Source organism: Desulfatibacillum aliphaticivorans DSM 15576, assembly GCF_000429905.1.
In the GTDB taxonomy this organism is placed as follows: domain Bacteria; phylum Desulfobacterota; class Desulfobacteria; order Desulfobacterales; family Desulfatibacillaceae; genus Desulfatibacillum; species Desulfatibacillum aliphaticivorans.
On sequence record NZ_KE386982.1, the window covers coordinates 146157 to 163063 of the forward strand.

Genomic DNA, 16907 nt, shown 5'->3' on the forward strand with positions numbered 1-16907 from the left:
GCCTCGGACGCGAATATGACGGCCTCCATGGTTGTCCTTGAGCAAGGAAAACACCCTCTCCTCGAAAGTCCTTGACCACAAAAGATTTGAACAGGTACAGGCGGTCCTTGGACTTGCGCCCGTTGCCGCACCACTGAAACCGGGCAAGAACGGGCACGGGATCCGGCAGTTCCATGACGGAAACGAATAGGCGCTGTTTTTCCGTCAACGGGGCCAATTTTTATGCCGCTTTTCCTCCAACGGCCGCTTCCTGGAAGGGGCTTTAAAAATGATAAAATGGCCTTGAATGAAGACATCGCTTGTTTGCCAAGAAGCATTCTTTGACAGACAATCCTCCCGGCGGTATGCTCTCATAAAATCAAGATTAGGTCGGAAATTGTTTTAATCACAGCAACTCGGCATGAAACCCGCAAAGGACGGAACCATGGCCCTCCAAATCCACTTTGACCGCATTACGGATTGTTTTCAAAAAGCCCTGGAAGACGGCAGAAACGCCCTGTACGAGCACGAAACCTACGCTCTTTTGAAAAACTCCGGCGCCGAAACCCCGCCCATGACCCGCCTGATCCCCAAGGGAGACGTCCCATCCCAGGCGGACCTGGACGCAATTCCCGGGGAAAAGATCGTCCTGAAAATCGTTTCGCCGACCATTTTTCATAAAACGGACGTTGGCGGAGTCAAGGTGCTGGAAAAGGACCTGAACAAAACCCGGTCCGCGTGCCGGAGAATGCTGGACGAGGTCCCGGCCAAATACGCCGACTGGATCGGAAAAAATCCCCAGTTCGCCCCCGAGGCTCATCAGGGCCTTATGGGCGAAGATCTGGCCCGGGCCGCATCCGCGGACATTGTGGGCGTCTTGTTATGCCAGTTTATGCCGCCCGACTCCCAGGCCTTCGGCAATGAATTGCTGGTGAGCATCCGGCGCACCCAGGAGTTCGGCATGGTCATCACCGCCGGGCTTGGGGGCACGGACACCGAGATCTACGCCCAGCGATTCCGAAAAGGCCAGGCTGTGGTTTCGGCTTCCACGGAGATGGCCGGCGGCGAGTCCTTTTTCAATTTGTTCAGGCAGACCATCGCGTATAAAAAGCTGGCCGGGGTCTCCCGGGGGCAGGAGAGAATCGTTTCGGACGGCCAGTTGATCGAGTGCTTTTCCTCGTTCATCCTCATGGGGAACCATTACTCTCCCAACAACCCGGACGCGCCCTTTGTCATCGAGGAGTTGGAAGTCAACCCCTTCGCCTTTACCGATTATCTCATGACGCCCTTGGACGGCATCTGCCGGTTTTCCCTGCCGGAAAACAGCCTGCCCGTTCCCCGGCCCGTAGGCAAAATCCACAACCTGCTGCATCCCAAAAATATTGCGATCATCGGCGTTTCCTCCACGGGAGAGAATTTCGGGCGAATCATCCTGAGGAACATCATTGCCGGCGGATTCAACAAAGACGACATCGTGATCGTAAAACCGAACTGCGGCGTCATTGACGGCGTTAAATGCGTCCCCACGCTGGAGGCTATGGAGCAAAAGGCGAATTTATTCATCATGGCCGTGGGGGCCGACCAGGTCCCGGACCTGATCGAACGTATTATCGAGTTTGATTGCGCCCAAAGCGTCATGCTCATCCCCGGCGGCCTGGGGGAAAAGCAGGGCAGCGAACAACGCGCCCAAGAGGTCGGCGAAAAAATCAACACAGCCCACATGCAAGGGGACGGCGGCCCGGTTTTTCTGGGCGGCAATTGCATGGGACTGGTTTCCTATCCCGGAACCTGCGACACCTTTTTCATCCCCCGTGAAAAGCTGGAAAAACCAAAATCCCCGCCCCTGAGAAACGCGGCCCTCATCAGCCAGAGCGGCGCCTTTATCATCACCCGGCTCAGCAAACAGCCTCTGCTGGAGCCCGCCTACATGGTTTCCATCGGCAATCAGAACGACCTCACCGCCGGCGACATGGTCAGGTACATGAAGGACCTGGAGCACGTCCGGGTGATCGCCGTATACATGGAAGGCTTCAATGAACTGGACGGCCTGGCCTTGTGCCGGGCGGTCAGGGAAGCGGTGCAGCAGGGCAAGGACGTGCTTTTTTACAAGGCCGGCAGAACGCCGGAAGGCAAAATCGCCACCTCGGGCCATACCGCGTCCGTGGCCGGCGATTATATGGTTTGCGAGTCCTGCGTGCATCAGGCCGGGGCCATGGTGGCGGACAACTTCTCCCAGTTTGAAAATCTGTACAAGCTGGCCGTGCTCCTGTGCGACAAAAAGGTCTATGGAAACAGGCTGGCCGCGGTGAGCGGCGCGGGCTTCGAGGCCGTGGGCATGGCCGACAGCATCCAGGGAGACGACTACGCCATGAAAATGGCCGCGTTTGAGGATTCCACAATCCAAAGCCTGGAAAAGCTCATCAAGGACAACGGCCTGGACGCCCTGGTGGACGTGAAAAACCCCATGGACATCAACCCGGCCGCAAACGATCGACTGCACGCGGAGACGGCCCGGATTCTTGCGGAAGACAATAACGTGGACGGCGTGGTTGTGGGCCTGGATCCCCTGTCGCCAGCCATGCAAACCCTGCCCGCCGGACTGCGGGAAGGGGAGTCCCTGGCCTCGCCCGAGGGTGTTGCTACGCTATTGTCCGAGGCGGCGAAAAGCCTGGAAAAGCCGGTGCTGGGCGTGATCGACGGGGGCGGCCTGTTCGACCCCATGGCCCAAAAGCTGGAGGAAAACGGCGTACCCGTGTTCCGCTCCGCCGACGCCGCCGTGGCCGCCCTGGCCAAGTACATGAACTATCGCCTGCGAGTGGATAAGCTCAAGAGTTAAAAAGTCACGGAGTCTTCGAACAGCAGCCGGAAGCCGGGCAAAAGATGCATGGCCGTGTGCTGGTTTTTGGGCATGACCCCGAAGGCTGAGGCCAGCCTGCGGGGATTCATGTAAAACTTCTGGTAGGCGAACTTGTTGGCCTTGTGCAACTCCTCGTCCGTGGCGGCCGACAGGTTGACGGGCATGTGGAAGTAATCCTTAAACCGGATGTCCATGGCGTCGGTCCCGGCCATGCGGGCGACCTCGGTGCCGGGGAAGGGGTTCAGGTACATGAACAAGGCGAAGTGCAGCCGCGACCGTGCCGCATAATCGGCGGTCATGAGCATTTCGTCATAGGTTTCCGTGGGAAAGCCCATCATAAAAAAGCCCATGGAAATAATTCCCCGGTCTGCGGCCATGGCAATGGATTGGCGCATTTTGTCCAGGTCCGCATTTTTCCTGACCAGCTTTTGCATCCGGGGGCTGGCGACCTCGGGAGCGAAGGACACCCGAAACACCCCAACCTCCTTAAACAAGTCCCACAATTCCTCGTCCATCACGTCCCCGCGAACGCCGTTTGGCAGAGAGAAATCCAGGTTCAGGCGGTTGTCCAAGATGCTTTCGCAAATGGCGGCGGCCCTGGTTTTGGACAGGTTAAAGCAGTCGTCCAGAATTTCGATTTCCCGCACGCCGTACCGGTCCTTGAGCATGGCGATTTCAGCGGTCACGGCCTCCGGGCTTCTGGCCCGGAATTGCTTGCCGAACACGTTGTGGCAAAAGATGCAGTGATACGGGCAGCCCCGGGATGTGAATACGGACAGGCTTTTACGGTGTTTGATAAACCGGTTTTGGGTGTGCTTGCCCAGGCGGGAAAAATAATTCTCCGGGCCTATCAGGTCCCAGGCCGGGTTCAGCGCGTCCACGTTTTCAATCATGGCTCTGGGGCCGTTATACACGGGGCCGTCCGGAGTTTTAAAGGCAAGCCCGGGAATGGCGTCAAGGGCGCCGCCTCCGTCCAGGGCGTTCATTAAATCAACCAGGGTTTCCTCGCCCTCGCCGATCACCGCGTAATCCAGGTCGGGATCATCCAGCACGGCCTTGCCGCAGGCCGAGGCGTGGGGGCCTCCCAATATCACCGGAACGCCGGGCAGGACCGACTTGACGACTGCCGCGCTACGAGAGGCGTCCGGGCTGTCCAGGGTCAGGGCGGAAATCCCGACGACGTCCGGATTGAATCTCCTGACCTCGGCCGCAAGCCGTTTGTCGGAAAGCCGCCAGCGCCGGGCGTCCAGAATTTTCACCTCATCGCCCCTGGAAGTGCGCAGGGCTTCCGCCAGGTATCCCAGGCCGATGGGCGCCGGCCAGACTTTCATGATGCTGTTGGGGCGTAAAAGCAGTACTTTCAAGGATATCCTCGGGCGCCGTTTCCGGCGTTTCGGTTTTATTGCTCCCGGTACTCAACCCCGGGCGGGGGCGTTAAATAAGGCTCGTTCCACTCTAAAGAAACCATGGAGAAAGGCCCTTTCAGGCCGTCCGCCGCCAGGTCGTCCTCAATTAGGCGGGCGCTTCCTTTGACAACCAAAGGCAAATGATAGCTGTACTTTTTCCGCCGCAGCTTGCCGTTTCGGTCTTTAAAAGTCGCCCACATCGTCTGGGACCGGCAGGTTTTGGGGTTGAGCCAAAAGCACGGCGTGACGGGCTCCTGTTTGAGCATGGCGTCAAAGAGGCTGGGCGTCAGCCCTATCACTTCCAGCCTTCCGTTTTCAATTACGGGCAGAATAATCAGCCTGTTGGCCGTGCAGATGTCCGGGTGCATGGCGTATATGGCGTCGCCGTCGTCAAACTCGGCCAGCAGGTCAAATCCCTGGGGCGTCATGTTTTTCCGGCTAAAACGTTCCTTGTACTTTCCGTAAAGCAGGCTTTCGTGAACCACCAGCAGACGCACGCCCTGGGCGTACAGGTATTCCTGGGCCTCCAAAGAGGGCAGCCGCCTCGTCTCCGGCAGGATAAAATCCTGGGGCAAAAAGCTGGTGTGGCTGTTGGCTGAAGTCTGCCGCACCCATAGATGCCTATATAGGCCCACGTTGCTTTCCACGTACAGCCTGGCCGGAGGGACGCCTTCGTCGTACTGGTACAGCCTTTCCTTGGACGGAATGTGGAGGATGGATTCCTCCGGGCTGGTTAACGGGTTGTTTTCAGCCAGCCAAAAATCGCTTTGACTCGGCCCGAACAAGGCGCCGAAATTGTACATGGGTCTTGGTATGGAAAGGTTTTCCACGGTAATTACGGCAATGACAACCGCTAGTAATATGGCGGCCGCCGCCTTTCCTTTGGCCTTGAGGATGCGCTGTTCAAATCCGGCGAAAGCCCCCGCGCTAAGCAAAGCCAGGGCGAATGTGTAAAACACCACCAGCCGGGTGGGGTTTCGGATGATGCTTGCCAAGGGCAGGATTTCTGAAAGATGCCGCAAGACCAACGCTTCGCTCATCTCCCACCGGAAAAACTGCAGGGGCTTCCAACCCGTGCTCGCCAGGACGGCGAAGGCCAGAACGCCCGTCAGGAACCAGGGCGAAATCCGTTCCCTGGGCATGCGCCCGGCGCCGGTCAGCACTAAATACCAGACCAGAACGCCGGGAAACAAAGCCGCGTGGGGAAAGTCGGGAAATCCAGCGGTTTCGTAATCCTGTGCCAGCCAGGCCCCGTAGAACAGATTCTCTTTGGCCGCGTTAAACCATTCCGACGGAGAATAGGCGAAGGTGTATGAAAACAGGCTTTCGCTGGAGCCCGTCATCTGATCCAGGCGATACTGCACCATGGTTTGCAAATAGGGCAGGGCAAGGGGCAGGATAAGCAAGACGCCCATGAATCCTGCGCCCGCAATGGCCGGGATATGCTCTTTGGTGAAAAAGGCCTTGCGCCGCCAAATCACGATGGCCGCCATCAAATATACGGCGAACAGGCAGTGATAAAAATACATGTAAAACTGGAGCGCCAGCAGGCCCACGGCGATGTACAAATGCCGGGATTTGTCCTCGTGGATGTATTTGAACAAAAACAGGACGATCCACGGGACGATGACCATGTTCATGTCGATGAAGTCCACGGTGCGGCACTGGGTCGCGGCCGTGAACGAAAACACGACCCCGGCGACGACTCCGGCCGGCGTGCTTTGCATCAGATACTGCGCCAGAAAGAACATGGAAAAGGCCGAGCCAATGAGCATGAACAGCATGGCGCCGTTGATTGCAAAGTGCAGGTTTTGGGTGGGCAGAAAAAACAGGCCGAAAATCTGGGACAGGCCGAAGGGGATGCCCAAGAACAAAAAGGGCGATTCCAGCGGCGCCGTGAGGCCGGGATCAAAGGCTTTGTGCAGACTGAACGGATGCTCTTGCAAGAATAAAATCGCCTGCTCAGCCATGAACCCGCCCGTGGGAATGGTGTTGAAAGAGCCCGGGGTGACCTCGCCCATGTGCAGAGCCATGGGCCAGGTGTGCAGCACGGCCAGGGCGGCGTACAACGCCAGAACCAGGCTGTAGGTTGTGAGCTTTTTCAAGGATCCCCTCCCGGGATTCCGAATTTGCGCCAGGGTTGCCTTTACATTTAGGCGGCCCCGGAGGAAGATGGACAAGGCCTTAGCAAGTGGGCTGATTATGCTGGAAAAGCGCGGATATGGCAAGGGGGGAATCTGGGCCGGGCCGCTCCGGCGCTTGGGCCGAAAGCCGGCGCCGGGGGATGGACTTTGGCCCCGCCTACTTTTTGGGAAGCGTGATCTGCCTTTTTTCAGGATCTTCCTGCTGGCGATAGAATATGGCCATATGCCCTATCATCCCCACCATTTCGCACTTGGCGCCCTTTTCAATGGCTTCTGAGATTTCGGTCTTCAAGGCCTTTTCCTTGTAATCCCCAAACTTGACCTTGATCAGTTCGTGGAGGTCCAGAGCCTCGTCCACCGAAGCGATCAAGCCGTCCGTAAGCCCTTTTTGGCCTACAATCACCACCGGCTTCATGCCATGGGCCAGGCCCCGCAAATATTTTCTTTCAAAACCCTTCAGTTCCATTATCGTCTCCCTTTGCTTTTATAAGGCAGCGCATGAATTCACCGGCGGCGGCTTATTCACCCGCCGCATTCATGGTTTGTTTTAACGCATTTTTCAATCTCAGGTCCATCTCAATCGCAGCCAAAAGGCCATCGTCTTCTTCCAAAGTTGGAGACAAGGCCCCCGGAGCGAGCCACATCTCCTTACACGAAAACCCATAAAAGGCAAGAAGCATTGGAAAGGTGGCAGGTCTATTCCGGGATTCGCCCGCCGTTTTTCCCTCTCCGGTTGGTGGCGCCCTTTTTGCTTAAGCAAAAGCAGGCTTTTCCATACAACGCCCCATCAAAGCGGGCCTCATATCCGGCCCAGAAGGAGCTTTTGACTGTCACAAGACATGATCAGGCTTGTACAAGCCGTTTACTTCCGCCTTTAAATAGGGGGTTGCGGCTCTTAAGGATTTGATGTTGTCAGATTTTTGGCGGAACGCCAATGTTATGAACATGCATCTGCGCGTAAAAGCGTCTTGGCAAGAAAAATCACTGGCTGCGGGAGGAGAAGATATGGGTTCGATAATATCACTGGTGAAAGACATGACCATTCGGTCCAAAATGATCATCAGCTTTTTGGTCATGATTGCATTCATGGTCATTATCGGAATGGTCGGTTTTTCAAGCATGAAAGTCATCCGCAGCCATATGCAGGACATTTTTAACGTCCGCATGCCGGGGATCGACTTTCTCATCGAGGCGGACCGGGATCTCCAGCAATTGCTTGTGGCCGAGCGCTCCATGATCTTTGCGGATGTAGGCTCCGAGGAATACAAAGCCTTCATGGGAGACTATGAGGAGAATTTCCAGCAATCCGCCGCCCGGTGGGGCAAATACAAGGCCCTGGCGTTCACACCGGAAGAAAAAGCGATCCTCCCCAAATTTGATGCAGCCCGCAAAAAGTGGGAAGACATCAGCAGAAAAGTTTGGGAGGTGCGCGGCGATGGAAGCCCGGAAGGCAGGAAAGCGGCTATCGCCCTCTCCCAGGGCGAGGCCTCCGCCGCTTTTGAAGGCATGCGGGATTACATCAACGAGCTTACGGAAATCAACCTGGGCCTGGCCAAAGCAGCGGACAAGGCCGCCACGGAATCGTTTTCCGGCGCCGTCACCACGCTCCTGGTGATTACCAGCCTGGGTTTTCTGGCCGGCTTGTTTTTCGCCTTTGTGTCCATACGCAGCGTATCCAAGCCTTTAAGCCAGGTCATAGCCTTTGCCGAGGATCTGCGGCAGGGGGATATTTCCGTATCCCTTCCTGAGGGCAAAGACGAAATCGGCGTTATGAGCCAGGCCTTAAACCGGGTCGTGGATGAACTCAAGCGAAAAACCGACATCGCCACGGCCATTTCCTCCGGAGACTTGCGCCAGGAAGTCAATATCAGTTCTGAAAAGGATGCATTCGGCAAGGCGCTTCAAAATATGGTGTGGCGTTTGAACGACGTGGTCCAAAAGCTGCACAACGCCGCTAATCAGGTGGACGGGGGATCCCAGCAGGTTTCCGAGTCCAGCCAGACCCTTTCCCAGGGCGCCACGGAGCAGGCCTCCTCCCTGGAGGAAATCACCTCCTCCATGACGGAAATCGGCGCCCAGACCAGGACTAATGCGGAAAACGCCGGCCAGGCCAGCAATTTGGCCCATGACGCCAAAAATGCTGCAGAAAAAGGCGTCAACAGGATGATGGAGATGACTCAGTCCATGTCCACCATCAGCGAGTCCAGCCAGGAGATCGCCAAAATTATCAAGGTGATCGACGACATAGCCTTTCAGACCAACCTCCTGGCCTTGAACGCCGCCGTAGAATCCGCACGCGCGGGCGTGCACGGCAAGGGCTTCGCCGTGGTGGCCCAGGAAGTGCGCACCCTGGCGGCCCGCAGCGCAAAGGCCGCCCAAGGCATTACGGAGCTTATTGAGAGCGCGGTCAACAATGTCAAGGAAGGCTCCGAGATCGCCGAAAACACCTCCGCGGCCCTGGATGAAATTCAAGGCAAAATCACCAAGGCCTCCGATCTGGTGGCGGAAATCGCCGCAGCCAGCAACGAGCAGTCCAAGGGCATTTCCCAGATTAACGAAGGGCTTTCCCAGATTGACAGCGTCACCCAGCAAAACGCCGCCAATGCCGAGGAAACCTCCGCTTCTTCCGAAGAACTCTCGGCTCAGGCCGCCTCACTGCGCAAGGCCTTGACCTTCTTCAAGATCAAAGGGGATTCCGGCGTGGGCTTCGCCTCGCCAGGTTACGATGCAGCGCCCCGGAGCGCGCAATTGGGCTATCAGGGCTATTCCAAGCCGGCGCCTAAAAAGAAGCCCGCTCCCGTCGATTCCGGGTGGGGCGCCCCCGGAGACGCCCCCATGGAGGTGGATCCCGGACAGGTCATCGCTCTGGACGACGACGATTTTGGAAAGTATTAACGCCAAATAATAAAATTAGTGTGTGCGCCAATATCAAAAACGCGGTCAACATTTTCCTGGCCCTGCTTTTGGTGTATTGCGCGGTGGATCTTTCCGGGCTGATTTTTTAAAGGAAAGCAGAACGAGTCCTGGATTCGTCCCTTTATGGCAAAAGATGTGCGCGAGGGGGAGCCTGTGGGTTAGGCTCCCCCCTTTGCGTTACCCGGGACCAAGGAGGATTAGGGTAGGTGGAACTTTTTTATTTGAGTGGATAAAATACCCTGCGGCTTGGCTTATACCTTGAAACGCCCCACAGCTTGCCGCAAGGATGTTTATTCAGGCCAATCCTTCAGAACCTTGCCGGTTTTGTCGGATACGGTGATGGTGACAATGTGACCGCCGTCCAGGCGGTGGGTGGCGCAGGACACTCATGGATCGTACGCTCGCACCGCCATTTCTATCCGGTTTAAAATCCCTTCCGTGACAACGCCGTCCTTAATGAGGTCTTTGGCCGCCCGATGGACGGACAGGTTGATGGGCCCCAGGTTGTGGGTGGTGCCCACAATGAGGTTGGCGCTGGTTATCAGACCGTTTTCGTCTGTGGAGTAATCATGGATCAACGTCCCGCGGGGAGCTTCCACGCAGCCCACGCCGCGTCCCGCCCCCGGCTCCACATGGGCGCGTACGTCGGGGTTTGTTATCTCCTTGTCCTCAAGGATTTCCACGGCGCGTTCGCAGGCGTACACTTCTTCAATCAGGCGGGCGTAGTGGTACAGCAGGGTGGCCTGGGCCGGCCGTCCGAATGCGGCCCGGAACTCCTCCAATTCCGCCTGAGCCCTGGGCGTGGCCATTTTGTCCGCCACGTTAATGCGGGCCAGGGTGTTGGCCCGGTATATGCCCTTGGGATTGTCCGGGTCCAGGGAGAATCCTTCGTTCCACCGGCGGGCGTAGGGGAATTTGCCGTAGGAGAACGGGACCACTTTTTCCGCCAGATAGTCCGTGTAGTCGGCCGCGTCGAATTCTTCGAACTCCCCGCTGGGCTGCATAAGACGCAGGCGCCCGTCATAGAGATTGAGCGCGCCTTCCTTGTCCACCGTGCCCAAAAAGCCGGTGGTGATGGTTCCCAGCTCTTTGATGACGTCCAGGTATTGGGGAAAAATTTCGTTTTTGGCCAGGTCCATGGTGAACAGGGCGAAATCCATGATCTCCCTGGTCTGGGCCAGCATGTCCACCCGGTCCTCTTCGGTCAATGGCTTGCAAAAGCCGCCGGGAACCCCGGCAACCGGGTGGATGGTTTTTTTGGAGAACCGGTCCAGGATCATCTTGGCTTTCTGACGCATGCGCACGGCCTGGGTTGCCAGCTCCGGGTTGGATTTTACGATGCCGATGACGTTCCGGACCGAATAATCTGCGTCCGGGCCCATGACAAAATCCGGCGCCGCCAGAAAAAAGAAATGAAGCAGTTTGTCTTCTGCATGGGCCAGGGTCTGCATGAGTTCGCGAAGGCGGGAACCCGTGGGCGTGGGCGTGGCGCCGAAGCACCCTTCCACGGCCTTTGTGGAAGCCAGGTGGTGCATCCAGGGGCATATCCCGCAGATGCGGCTTACTATCCGCGGCAGCTCCTCGGCGGGCTTGCCTTCCACGAATTTTTCAAACCCCCGGAGTGACATGAAGTTCACCCGGGCGTCGCTCACGTTCCCGTTGTCATCCAGTTCTATGCCGATGGATGCATGCCCTTCAATACGGGTGATGGGCTGTACAGTAATGTTCCGGGACATATTTCAAGACTCCTTTGGCCGCGCCGGACGCAGGCGGCCGTGAGCGCCGGAAAATCGCAGCATGGAAGCGCTTTCCGGCAAGGTGGTTACATCGATTCCATTGGATGCCAGGGCGTTGAGCATGTCCAGACGCTGGTTGCCGTCCGGACGAACCGGGCCGTAACATCCCCGGCACGGGACTCGGGCGGAAATGCAGCGGGGCAGTATTCCGTCGCCGCCGCAGCCGGCCCTTGTAACGGGCCCCATGCACAAAAAACCCTGTTCGAGCAGGCAGCGCATCTGATCCAGGGGCTCGTCAGGCGCTCCGTATTCGGGAGCTTCCAGAAATCGCTTGAGCTTTTTGGCCAGATCTCCCTTGCCCTCCCGTTTCGTGGGGCAGGTGTCGCACACGCTTTTTTCCGGCAGGACGGGAGCCTCGCCTTTGACCAGGGCGACCAGGGCCGAAAATATGTGATCCGGATGGGGAGGGCACCCCGGGACCAGGAGGTCCACCTTGATGTGCTGGTCCACGGCGTCGCACGATTCCAGCAGGGCGGGCAAGCCCTGGTTGGGTACGCAATCCGCCGGATCCGTGGTTTCCGTGTGGTAATAACGTTCGAAAATTTGTTCCGGGGTGTATGAATTGGCGAGCGAGGGGATGCCCCCGTGGGTGGCGCAGGTTCCCAGTGCGATAATAAACCCGCAACGCTCGCGCATGACCTTGGCGACCTCCAGGTGCTCCTCGTTTCTAATTCCGCCGCTGATGATGCCTACGTCCGCTTGGGGGATGTCCAGGTGCTTTCCATCCCCGAGCTGGCCGAAATACTTGCTGTCCATCAAGGCCGGAATGTGGACGAAATCAGCGACCGCCAAGATATCCAAAAGCCGTTCTCCCATGTCCAGAACCGATATTTCGCATCCCGAACACGAGTTTAGCCATTCACTGGCGACTTTTACCGGCATGTTAAATCCTTCCCTTTTGTGCGGCGCACGCCGCGGTTCATATTACATGGCGACTTTGACATTGACGCCGCCCAGTTTTTTTCTTTCTTCAATAGCCTTCTTCCGTTTTTTGACGGACTTTTGATGCACGGTCTCCAGCGCATCGCTGGCGTAACCGGGCTTTTCATCCCGGTTAAAGGATGCAATGGCGCCCGCTTCCATGGCGTCGGCCAGGGCGGCGCGCCCGTTGGGCGTGCGGCTTATGACCGTGGTCCAGCCTTCCTCCGCGCCCACACCGCCAAAGGAGATGTCTGCAAATTCGGCGGAATAATCCGGGCAGTATCGGCAGGCGTAGCGGCGAATGGGGTCCAGGGCGTCCACATCCAATTGTCTGACTTCCCCGGAGGTGAGATGGATTTGGAATTTTTCCTTGATGTTGATCCGCTTTACATCGTTCCAGTCAAATCCCCCCAGGTCAGCCAAAAACTTCTGTTCCTTTTCCGTAAACACAAAGTTTCCCGAACAAAACAACCCCAGGCAAAGCCGGATGCTGTTCGAAGGGATCAGCCCCATGGTCTGCATGCGCCTTACGGACTGAATCTGGCACGGAGTGCCCACCAGGGCCACCCGCTCAAATCCCTTTTTTATGAGGGGATCAAAGGCTTGAATGCTGGAATAGGTCTTATAATGATCGGAAAGGCTTTTGGGCCCATGGGAGGTGTCAAAATAAAAACCCGCAGCGTCCAAAATATCTTCTTTGCTCGACGCCAGGAATGGACGCCGTGCAAAGGGGCCCACCTGCCTGGCCACGATGGCCGCGTCAATGCGGCCGCGGTCGAACAGGTGCATGAGCAACGCGGTGATCACGCCGCCGTCCGTTGCTCTTTCTCGAGTTTGTTCGGAACTGGCCCGGGCCACGGTCGTTTCTATGACGCGGCCCATGGGCTCGCTCCATGCGGATCTTCTTTTGGTTTCTTCGTCCAGCTCATCGATTTCCGGGCAAATGGCGTGGCACAGCCCGCATTCGATGCATTTTTCAATATTGCTGTAATAGGGCTTGCCGTCGGAATCCAGGTCCAGCGCCCCGTAGTTCAAGGCGTTGCAAAAAGTCACGCAACCCCCGCAACGGTGGCATAAACCAGGCTTCTGGACTTCCTGGATGAGATCAAAAAAGGTTTTCATAAAAGCGCTCCTGCGTTGGAAGAGTGCATGTTTGGCGATGCTTGTAAAAACAGCGCCCATGCCGCCCGGGCGCGTCCCGGGGCGGCGTTAATCAGTTCTTGCGCAACGGGCGTTTGAGGCGCCCGGGCGGATCATCCCGAGGCCTTGTACCGCCTGAGCGGGTTGGGGCCCAGGTCCTTTATCTTGTCCGTAAACCGGGTCACCACTTCGGCAAATCGGGGCGCTTCCGCGGAGGACACCCATTCCAGGGCGAAGCGTTCCGGCTCTATGTCCATGTCTTCCAGGACGATGCGAATCGCCTGGGCTCTTGACGCTGCGATGTGATTACCTTCCAGGTAATGGCATTCTCCCAGGTGTCACCCCATCACAAGGACGCCGTCCGCCCCTTGCAGCAACGCGTCGGAAACCATGTCCGGGGAAACCATGCCCGAGCACATCACCCGGATGGCGCGCATGTTCGCCGGATATTGCAGGCGGGACACCCCTGCAAGGTCCCCGCCGGCGTAAGCGCACCAGTTGCATAAAAAGCCGATAATAAAGGGTTCAAATTCCTGTTTCATGCATTATCTCCTGTTTCAGAGTAATTTTTTTCAGTTTGGGACGGACGCATCAGGCCCGGCCCTCGGACAGGCTTTCCAGGGCGCTGGCCACCTGGGCTTTGATCTGATCCTTGGTGAACCCATGCACCCGAACTCCGTCTTTGGGGCAGGTGGCGGCGCAAACGCCGCAGCCCTTGCACAGGGCCGGGTCAACCTGGATCATGCGATGCATCCGGCCGTCCTCCCCCGTGCTTTCCTGCAAGCGGATGGCCCGGTAGGGACACACGTCCACGCACAGGGCGCAACCGTCGCAATGCTCGGTGACATAGGATTTGATGGCGTCCAGAAGCATTTCCTTGCGGGAAAGGACAACCGCCGCCCGGGCCGCCGCGGCCTGGGCCTGTGAGATGGCCTCGTCCATGGGCTTGGGATAGTTGCACAACCCGGCTACAAAAAGGCCGTCCACGCTCATATCCACGGGACGCAGTTTGGGGTGGGCCTCGTTGAGGAAACCGTCCGCATTGGCGCCGCATTTGTACAGCTCCACAAGCTCTTCATTGCCATGGGGCTCTACAGCCGCGGCCAGGACCAGGTAATCGGCCTCAAGCTCCAGGGTGAAACGGCTGATGGGGTCCAGGCCGCGAACCATGACGCCCTCCGGCGTGGTCCTTACCTGGGGTTTGTCATCGGGGCTGTACCGGACGAAAAGCACTCCCAATTCCCTGGCCTTTCTGTACAACTCCTCCCTCAACCCGTAAGTGCGGATGTCCCGATAGAAAACCACCACCTGCATGGCCCTGTTCAGGGTCTTGAGCTTGATGGCTGCTTTCATCGTATGGGTGCAGCAGATGCGGCTGCAGTAAGGCCGCCGGGAATCCCGCGATCCCACGCACTGGATAAAGGCGACCGTATCCGCCTTTTGCACGGTGGAAACCTCTTCCTGCATCAGCTTGTCAAAGGAAAGGTGGGTGTGAATGCGGGGATCCGACCCAAAACCGTATTCATCCGGGATCGATTCTTTGGCGCCCGTGGCGATGACGGCGGCGCCGTAGGTGACGGCCCGGGTTTCGCCGTTGGATTCAAACTTGGAGACGAAATTGCCCACCGAACCCACCGCCGTTTTCAAGCGGGCGTTGGTGTGCACCCTAATGTCCGGATGCCCCTCCACCTTTTTGATCATGTCTTTCAGCATGGGGGGGACGGAATCGCCGAAGTCCGTGGCCGATACATGGCGGGCGTTTCCGCCCAGCCGGTCCTCGCGTTCCAGAAGAGCCACGGGAAAACCCTGCTCAGCCAGGGACAACGCGGAGGTCATGCCGGCCACGCCGCCGCCGATCACCAGGGCCTTTTGGTTCACATCCACTTTCAGGCGAGTGAGCGCCTTGTTGCGCACCGCCTTGGCGACAGCCATGCGCACCTGATCCTTGGCTTTTTCCGTGGCTTTTTCCGGCTCTTTCTGGTGCACCCAGGAGTTCTGGTTGCGGATATTGGCCATTTCCACCAGGTAGGCGTTGAGCCCGGCTTCCTTCAGGGTTTCCTGGAAAAGGGGTTCATGGGTGCGGGGGGTGCAGGCGGCCACCACGATGCGGTTGAGGTTCATCTCTTCGGCTTTCTGCCGGATGAGCTCCTGGGTGTCGGCGGAGCAGGTGAACAGGTTGTTCTCCACAAACGCCACATGGTCGAGGCCTTTTGCGTATTCCACTACGGCGTTCACATCGATGACGCCGGCGATGTTGATGCCGCAGGAGCATACAAAGACGCCCACTCGCGGCTCTTCATCGGCCACGTCCCTTTCGTCGGGGTAGGTTTTTTCCACAGCCAGGGCGCCCTTGGCTTCCGACAACATGCGGGCCGCCTCGTTGGCCGCTGCTGAAGCCTCCGTGACGGCATGGGGGATGGCCTTGGGAGCGTGCAAAGCGCCGGCCACGAAAACGCCGTCATTCACCCGAACCGGGTTGGAGGCGGCGGTTTTGGCGAACCCGTAGGAATCCAGGCTGAAATCGAAAATGTCGGCCAGCGCTTTGTTATCCTGCGAAGCCTCCATGCCCACGGAAAGCACGGCCAGATCAAAGTCCTCCTCCAGCTGCCGGCCGTCTTCGGTGGTATACCGCATGCGCACGCCCGATCCGCCGCGCAAAGGGTCGATGGTGTGGGGCCTGGCCCTGATAAAGCGGACGCCCTTGGCTTTGGCGTCCTCGTAATAGCGCTCGAACTCCTTGCCGTGGCTCCGGAGGTCCATGAAGAAAATGGTTTGGGAAAGCTCGTCCCCTTCGGTGTGCTCGGCGGTCACCAGGGCCTGTTTGACCGCATACATGCAGCACACGCTGGAGCAATACCCGTTGCTGCAACGGTTGGTGTTGCGCGAGCCCACGCATTGGAGCCAGGCTATCCGTTTGGGCTCCCGATTGTCAGAAGGCCGCATGAGATGCCCCATGCAAGGGCCGCTGGCGGACAGCAGGCGTTCGTACTCCAGGCTGGTGACCACGTCCGCAATGGAGTCGTAGCCGTAATAGTCCTCTCCCGAAGGGTCGTAAGGCTGATATCCCGGCGCCAGCACAACGGCGCCCACCTTTAATTCCACGATTTCGGCCTTGTCTTCGAAATTGATGGCGCCGGTGGGACAGAATTTTTCGCAGGCCCGGCATTTTCCCCGCGTGAGGTAGATGCAGGCGTTGGGGTCTATGGCGTATTTCAGGGGGACGGATTGGCCGTATTTGATGTATATGGCCTTGCGGTTGTTCACGCCTTCATTGAATTCATCCGCCACGGGGCGCGGGCATTTTTCCGCGCACAGGCCGCAGGCGATGCATTTGTCCATATCCACATAGCGCGGGCTGCGCTGCACCTTGACTGTGTAATTTCCAGCATTTCCGGCGACGGATAGGACCTGGGACAAGGTCATGAGATCTACGTTTAAGTGCCGACCGCACTCAACCAATTTAGGCGAGATAATTCACATGGCGCAGTCGTTGGTGGGAAAGGTTTTGTCCAGCTGGGCCATCCGGCCTCCGATGCCCGCGGATTTTTCCACCAGATGAACCCGATACCCCGAGTCAGCCAGGTCCAGCGTGGCCTGGATCCCGGCGATGCCGCCCCCGACCACGAGGACCGAACCTGTGGGAGTTGTTTTTTCCATACCCCTAGCCTTCCCCTGCCCGGAAGGAGCAGGCAAATTCCTGTTCATGGTCAATACAGCCTGGTTCAAGAAGCTTTCAACCGCCTCTTCC

Annotated in this window: 10 protein-coding genes; 2 read left to right on the forward strand and 8 right to left on the reverse strand. The window is 57.8% G+C overall.

Annotated features, from left to right (window positions below; translation table 11 throughout):
* Positions 1 to 400 precede the first annotated feature (400 nt).
* Complete coding sequence (locus G491_RS0126790; protein WP_248635538.1) at positions 401 to 2815, forward strand: acetate--CoA ligase family protein; 2415 nt, start codon at positions 401 to 403, stop codon at positions 2813 to 2815.
* Here G491_RS0126790 and G491_RS0126795 read toward each other — a convergent pair.
* From G491_RS0126795 to yhbY, 3 genes are all read right to left on the reverse strand, one after another.
* Complete coding sequence (locus G491_RS0126795) at positions 2812 to 4200, reverse strand: B12-binding domain-containing radical SAM protein (protein ID WP_028316727.1); 1389 nt, start codon at positions 4198 to 4200, stop codon at positions 2812 to 2814. The genes G491_RS0126790 and G491_RS0126795 overlap by 4 nt on opposite strands.
* Before the next feature lie 35 nt (positions 4201 to 4235).
* Positions 4236 to 6347, reverse strand: a complete 2112-nt coding sequence (locus G491_RS0126800; protein ID WP_028316728.1) for a glycosyltransferase family protein — start codon at positions 6345 to 6347, stop codon at positions 4236 to 4238.
* A 196-nt stretch (positions 6348 to 6543) separates the two neighbouring features.
* Positions 6544 to 6852 (reverse strand): ribosome assembly RNA-binding protein YhbY, encoded by a 309-nt coding sequence (gene yhbY, locus G491_RS0126805; RefSeq protein ID WP_015949668.1) that lies wholly within the window; start codon positions 6850 to 6852, stop codon positions 6544 to 6546.
* 539 nt (positions 6853 to 7391) lie between these two features.
* Between yhbY and G491_RS32775 the strand changes: the two genes are divergently transcribed.
* Positions 7392 to 9281, forward strand: a complete 1890-nt coding sequence (locus G491_RS32775) for a methyl-accepting chemotaxis protein (RefSeq protein ID WP_169829530.1) — start codon at positions 7392 to 7394, stop codon at positions 9279 to 9281.
* Positions 9282 to 9688: 407 nt separating this feature from the next.
* Here the strand turns inward: G491_RS32775 and G491_RS0126840 are convergent, their stop codons facing one another.
* The 5 genes from G491_RS0126840 to G491_RS0126860 form a co-directional block, all read right to left on the reverse strand.
* Entirely contained in the window at positions 9689 to 11038 is a 1350-nt protein-coding gene (locus G491_RS0126840) for a Ni/Fe hydrogenase subunit alpha (protein WP_015949671.1), read from the reverse strand.
* 3 nt (positions 11039 to 11041) lie between these two features.
* Complete coding sequence (locus G491_RS0126845; protein ID WP_028316731.1) at positions 11042 to 11980, reverse strand: NADH-quinone oxidoreductase subunit B family protein; 939 nt, start codon at positions 11978 to 11980, stop codon at positions 11042 to 11044.
* Between the two features lie 42 nt (positions 11981 to 12022).
* Positions 12023 to 13141: a Coenzyme F420 hydrogenase/dehydrogenase, beta subunit C-terminal domain gene (locus G491_RS0126850; protein WP_028316732.1), complete on the reverse strand. Its 1119-nt coding sequence runs from the start codon at positions 13139 to 13141 to the stop codon at positions 12023 to 12025.
* Between the two features lie 131 nt (positions 13142 to 13272).
* The gene (locus G491_RS32780; RefSeq protein WP_015949674.1) at positions 13273 to 13701 is read right to left on the reverse strand and encodes a hydrogenase iron-sulfur subunit; all 429 of its coding nucleotides are present in this window, start codon (positions 13699 to 13701) and stop codon (positions 13273 to 13275) included.
* Between the two features lie 49 nt (positions 13702 to 13750).
* Positions 13751 to 16816 (reverse strand): FAD-dependent oxidoreductase, encoded by a 3066-nt coding sequence (locus tag G491_RS0126860; RefSeq protein ID WP_157468654.1) that lies wholly within the window; start codon positions 16814 to 16816, stop codon positions 13751 to 13753.
* Between the last annotated feature and the right edge of the window lie 91 nt (positions 16817 to 16907).

What these genes read in the sequence shown, in the direction of transcription:
- G491_RS32775 (WP_169829530.1), top strand. Translation starts at nt 7,392, where the DNA reads ATGGGTTCGATAATATCACTGGTGAAAGACATGACCATTCGGTCCAAA.
- G491_RS0126845 (WP_028316731.1), bottom strand. Translation starts at nt 11,980, where the DNA reads ATGCCGGTAAAAGTCGCCAGTGAATGGCTAAACTCGTGTTCGGGATGC.
- yhbY (WP_015949668.1), bottom strand. Translation starts at nt 6,852, where the DNA reads ATGGAACTGAAGGGTTTTGAAAGAAAATATTTGCGGGGCCTGGCCCAT.
- G491_RS0126840 (WP_015949671.1), bottom strand. Translation starts at nt 11,038, where the DNA reads ATGTCCCGGAACATTACTGTACAGCCCATCACCCGTATTGAAGGGCAT.
- G491_RS0126790 (WP_248635538.1), top strand. Translation starts at nt 401, where the DNA reads ATGAAACCCGCAAAGGACGGAACCATGGCCCTCCAAATCCACTTTGAC.
- G491_RS0126850 (WP_028316732.1), bottom strand. Translation starts at nt 13,141, where the DNA reads ATGAAAACCTTTTTTGATCTCATCCAGGAAGTCCAGAAGCCTGGTTTA.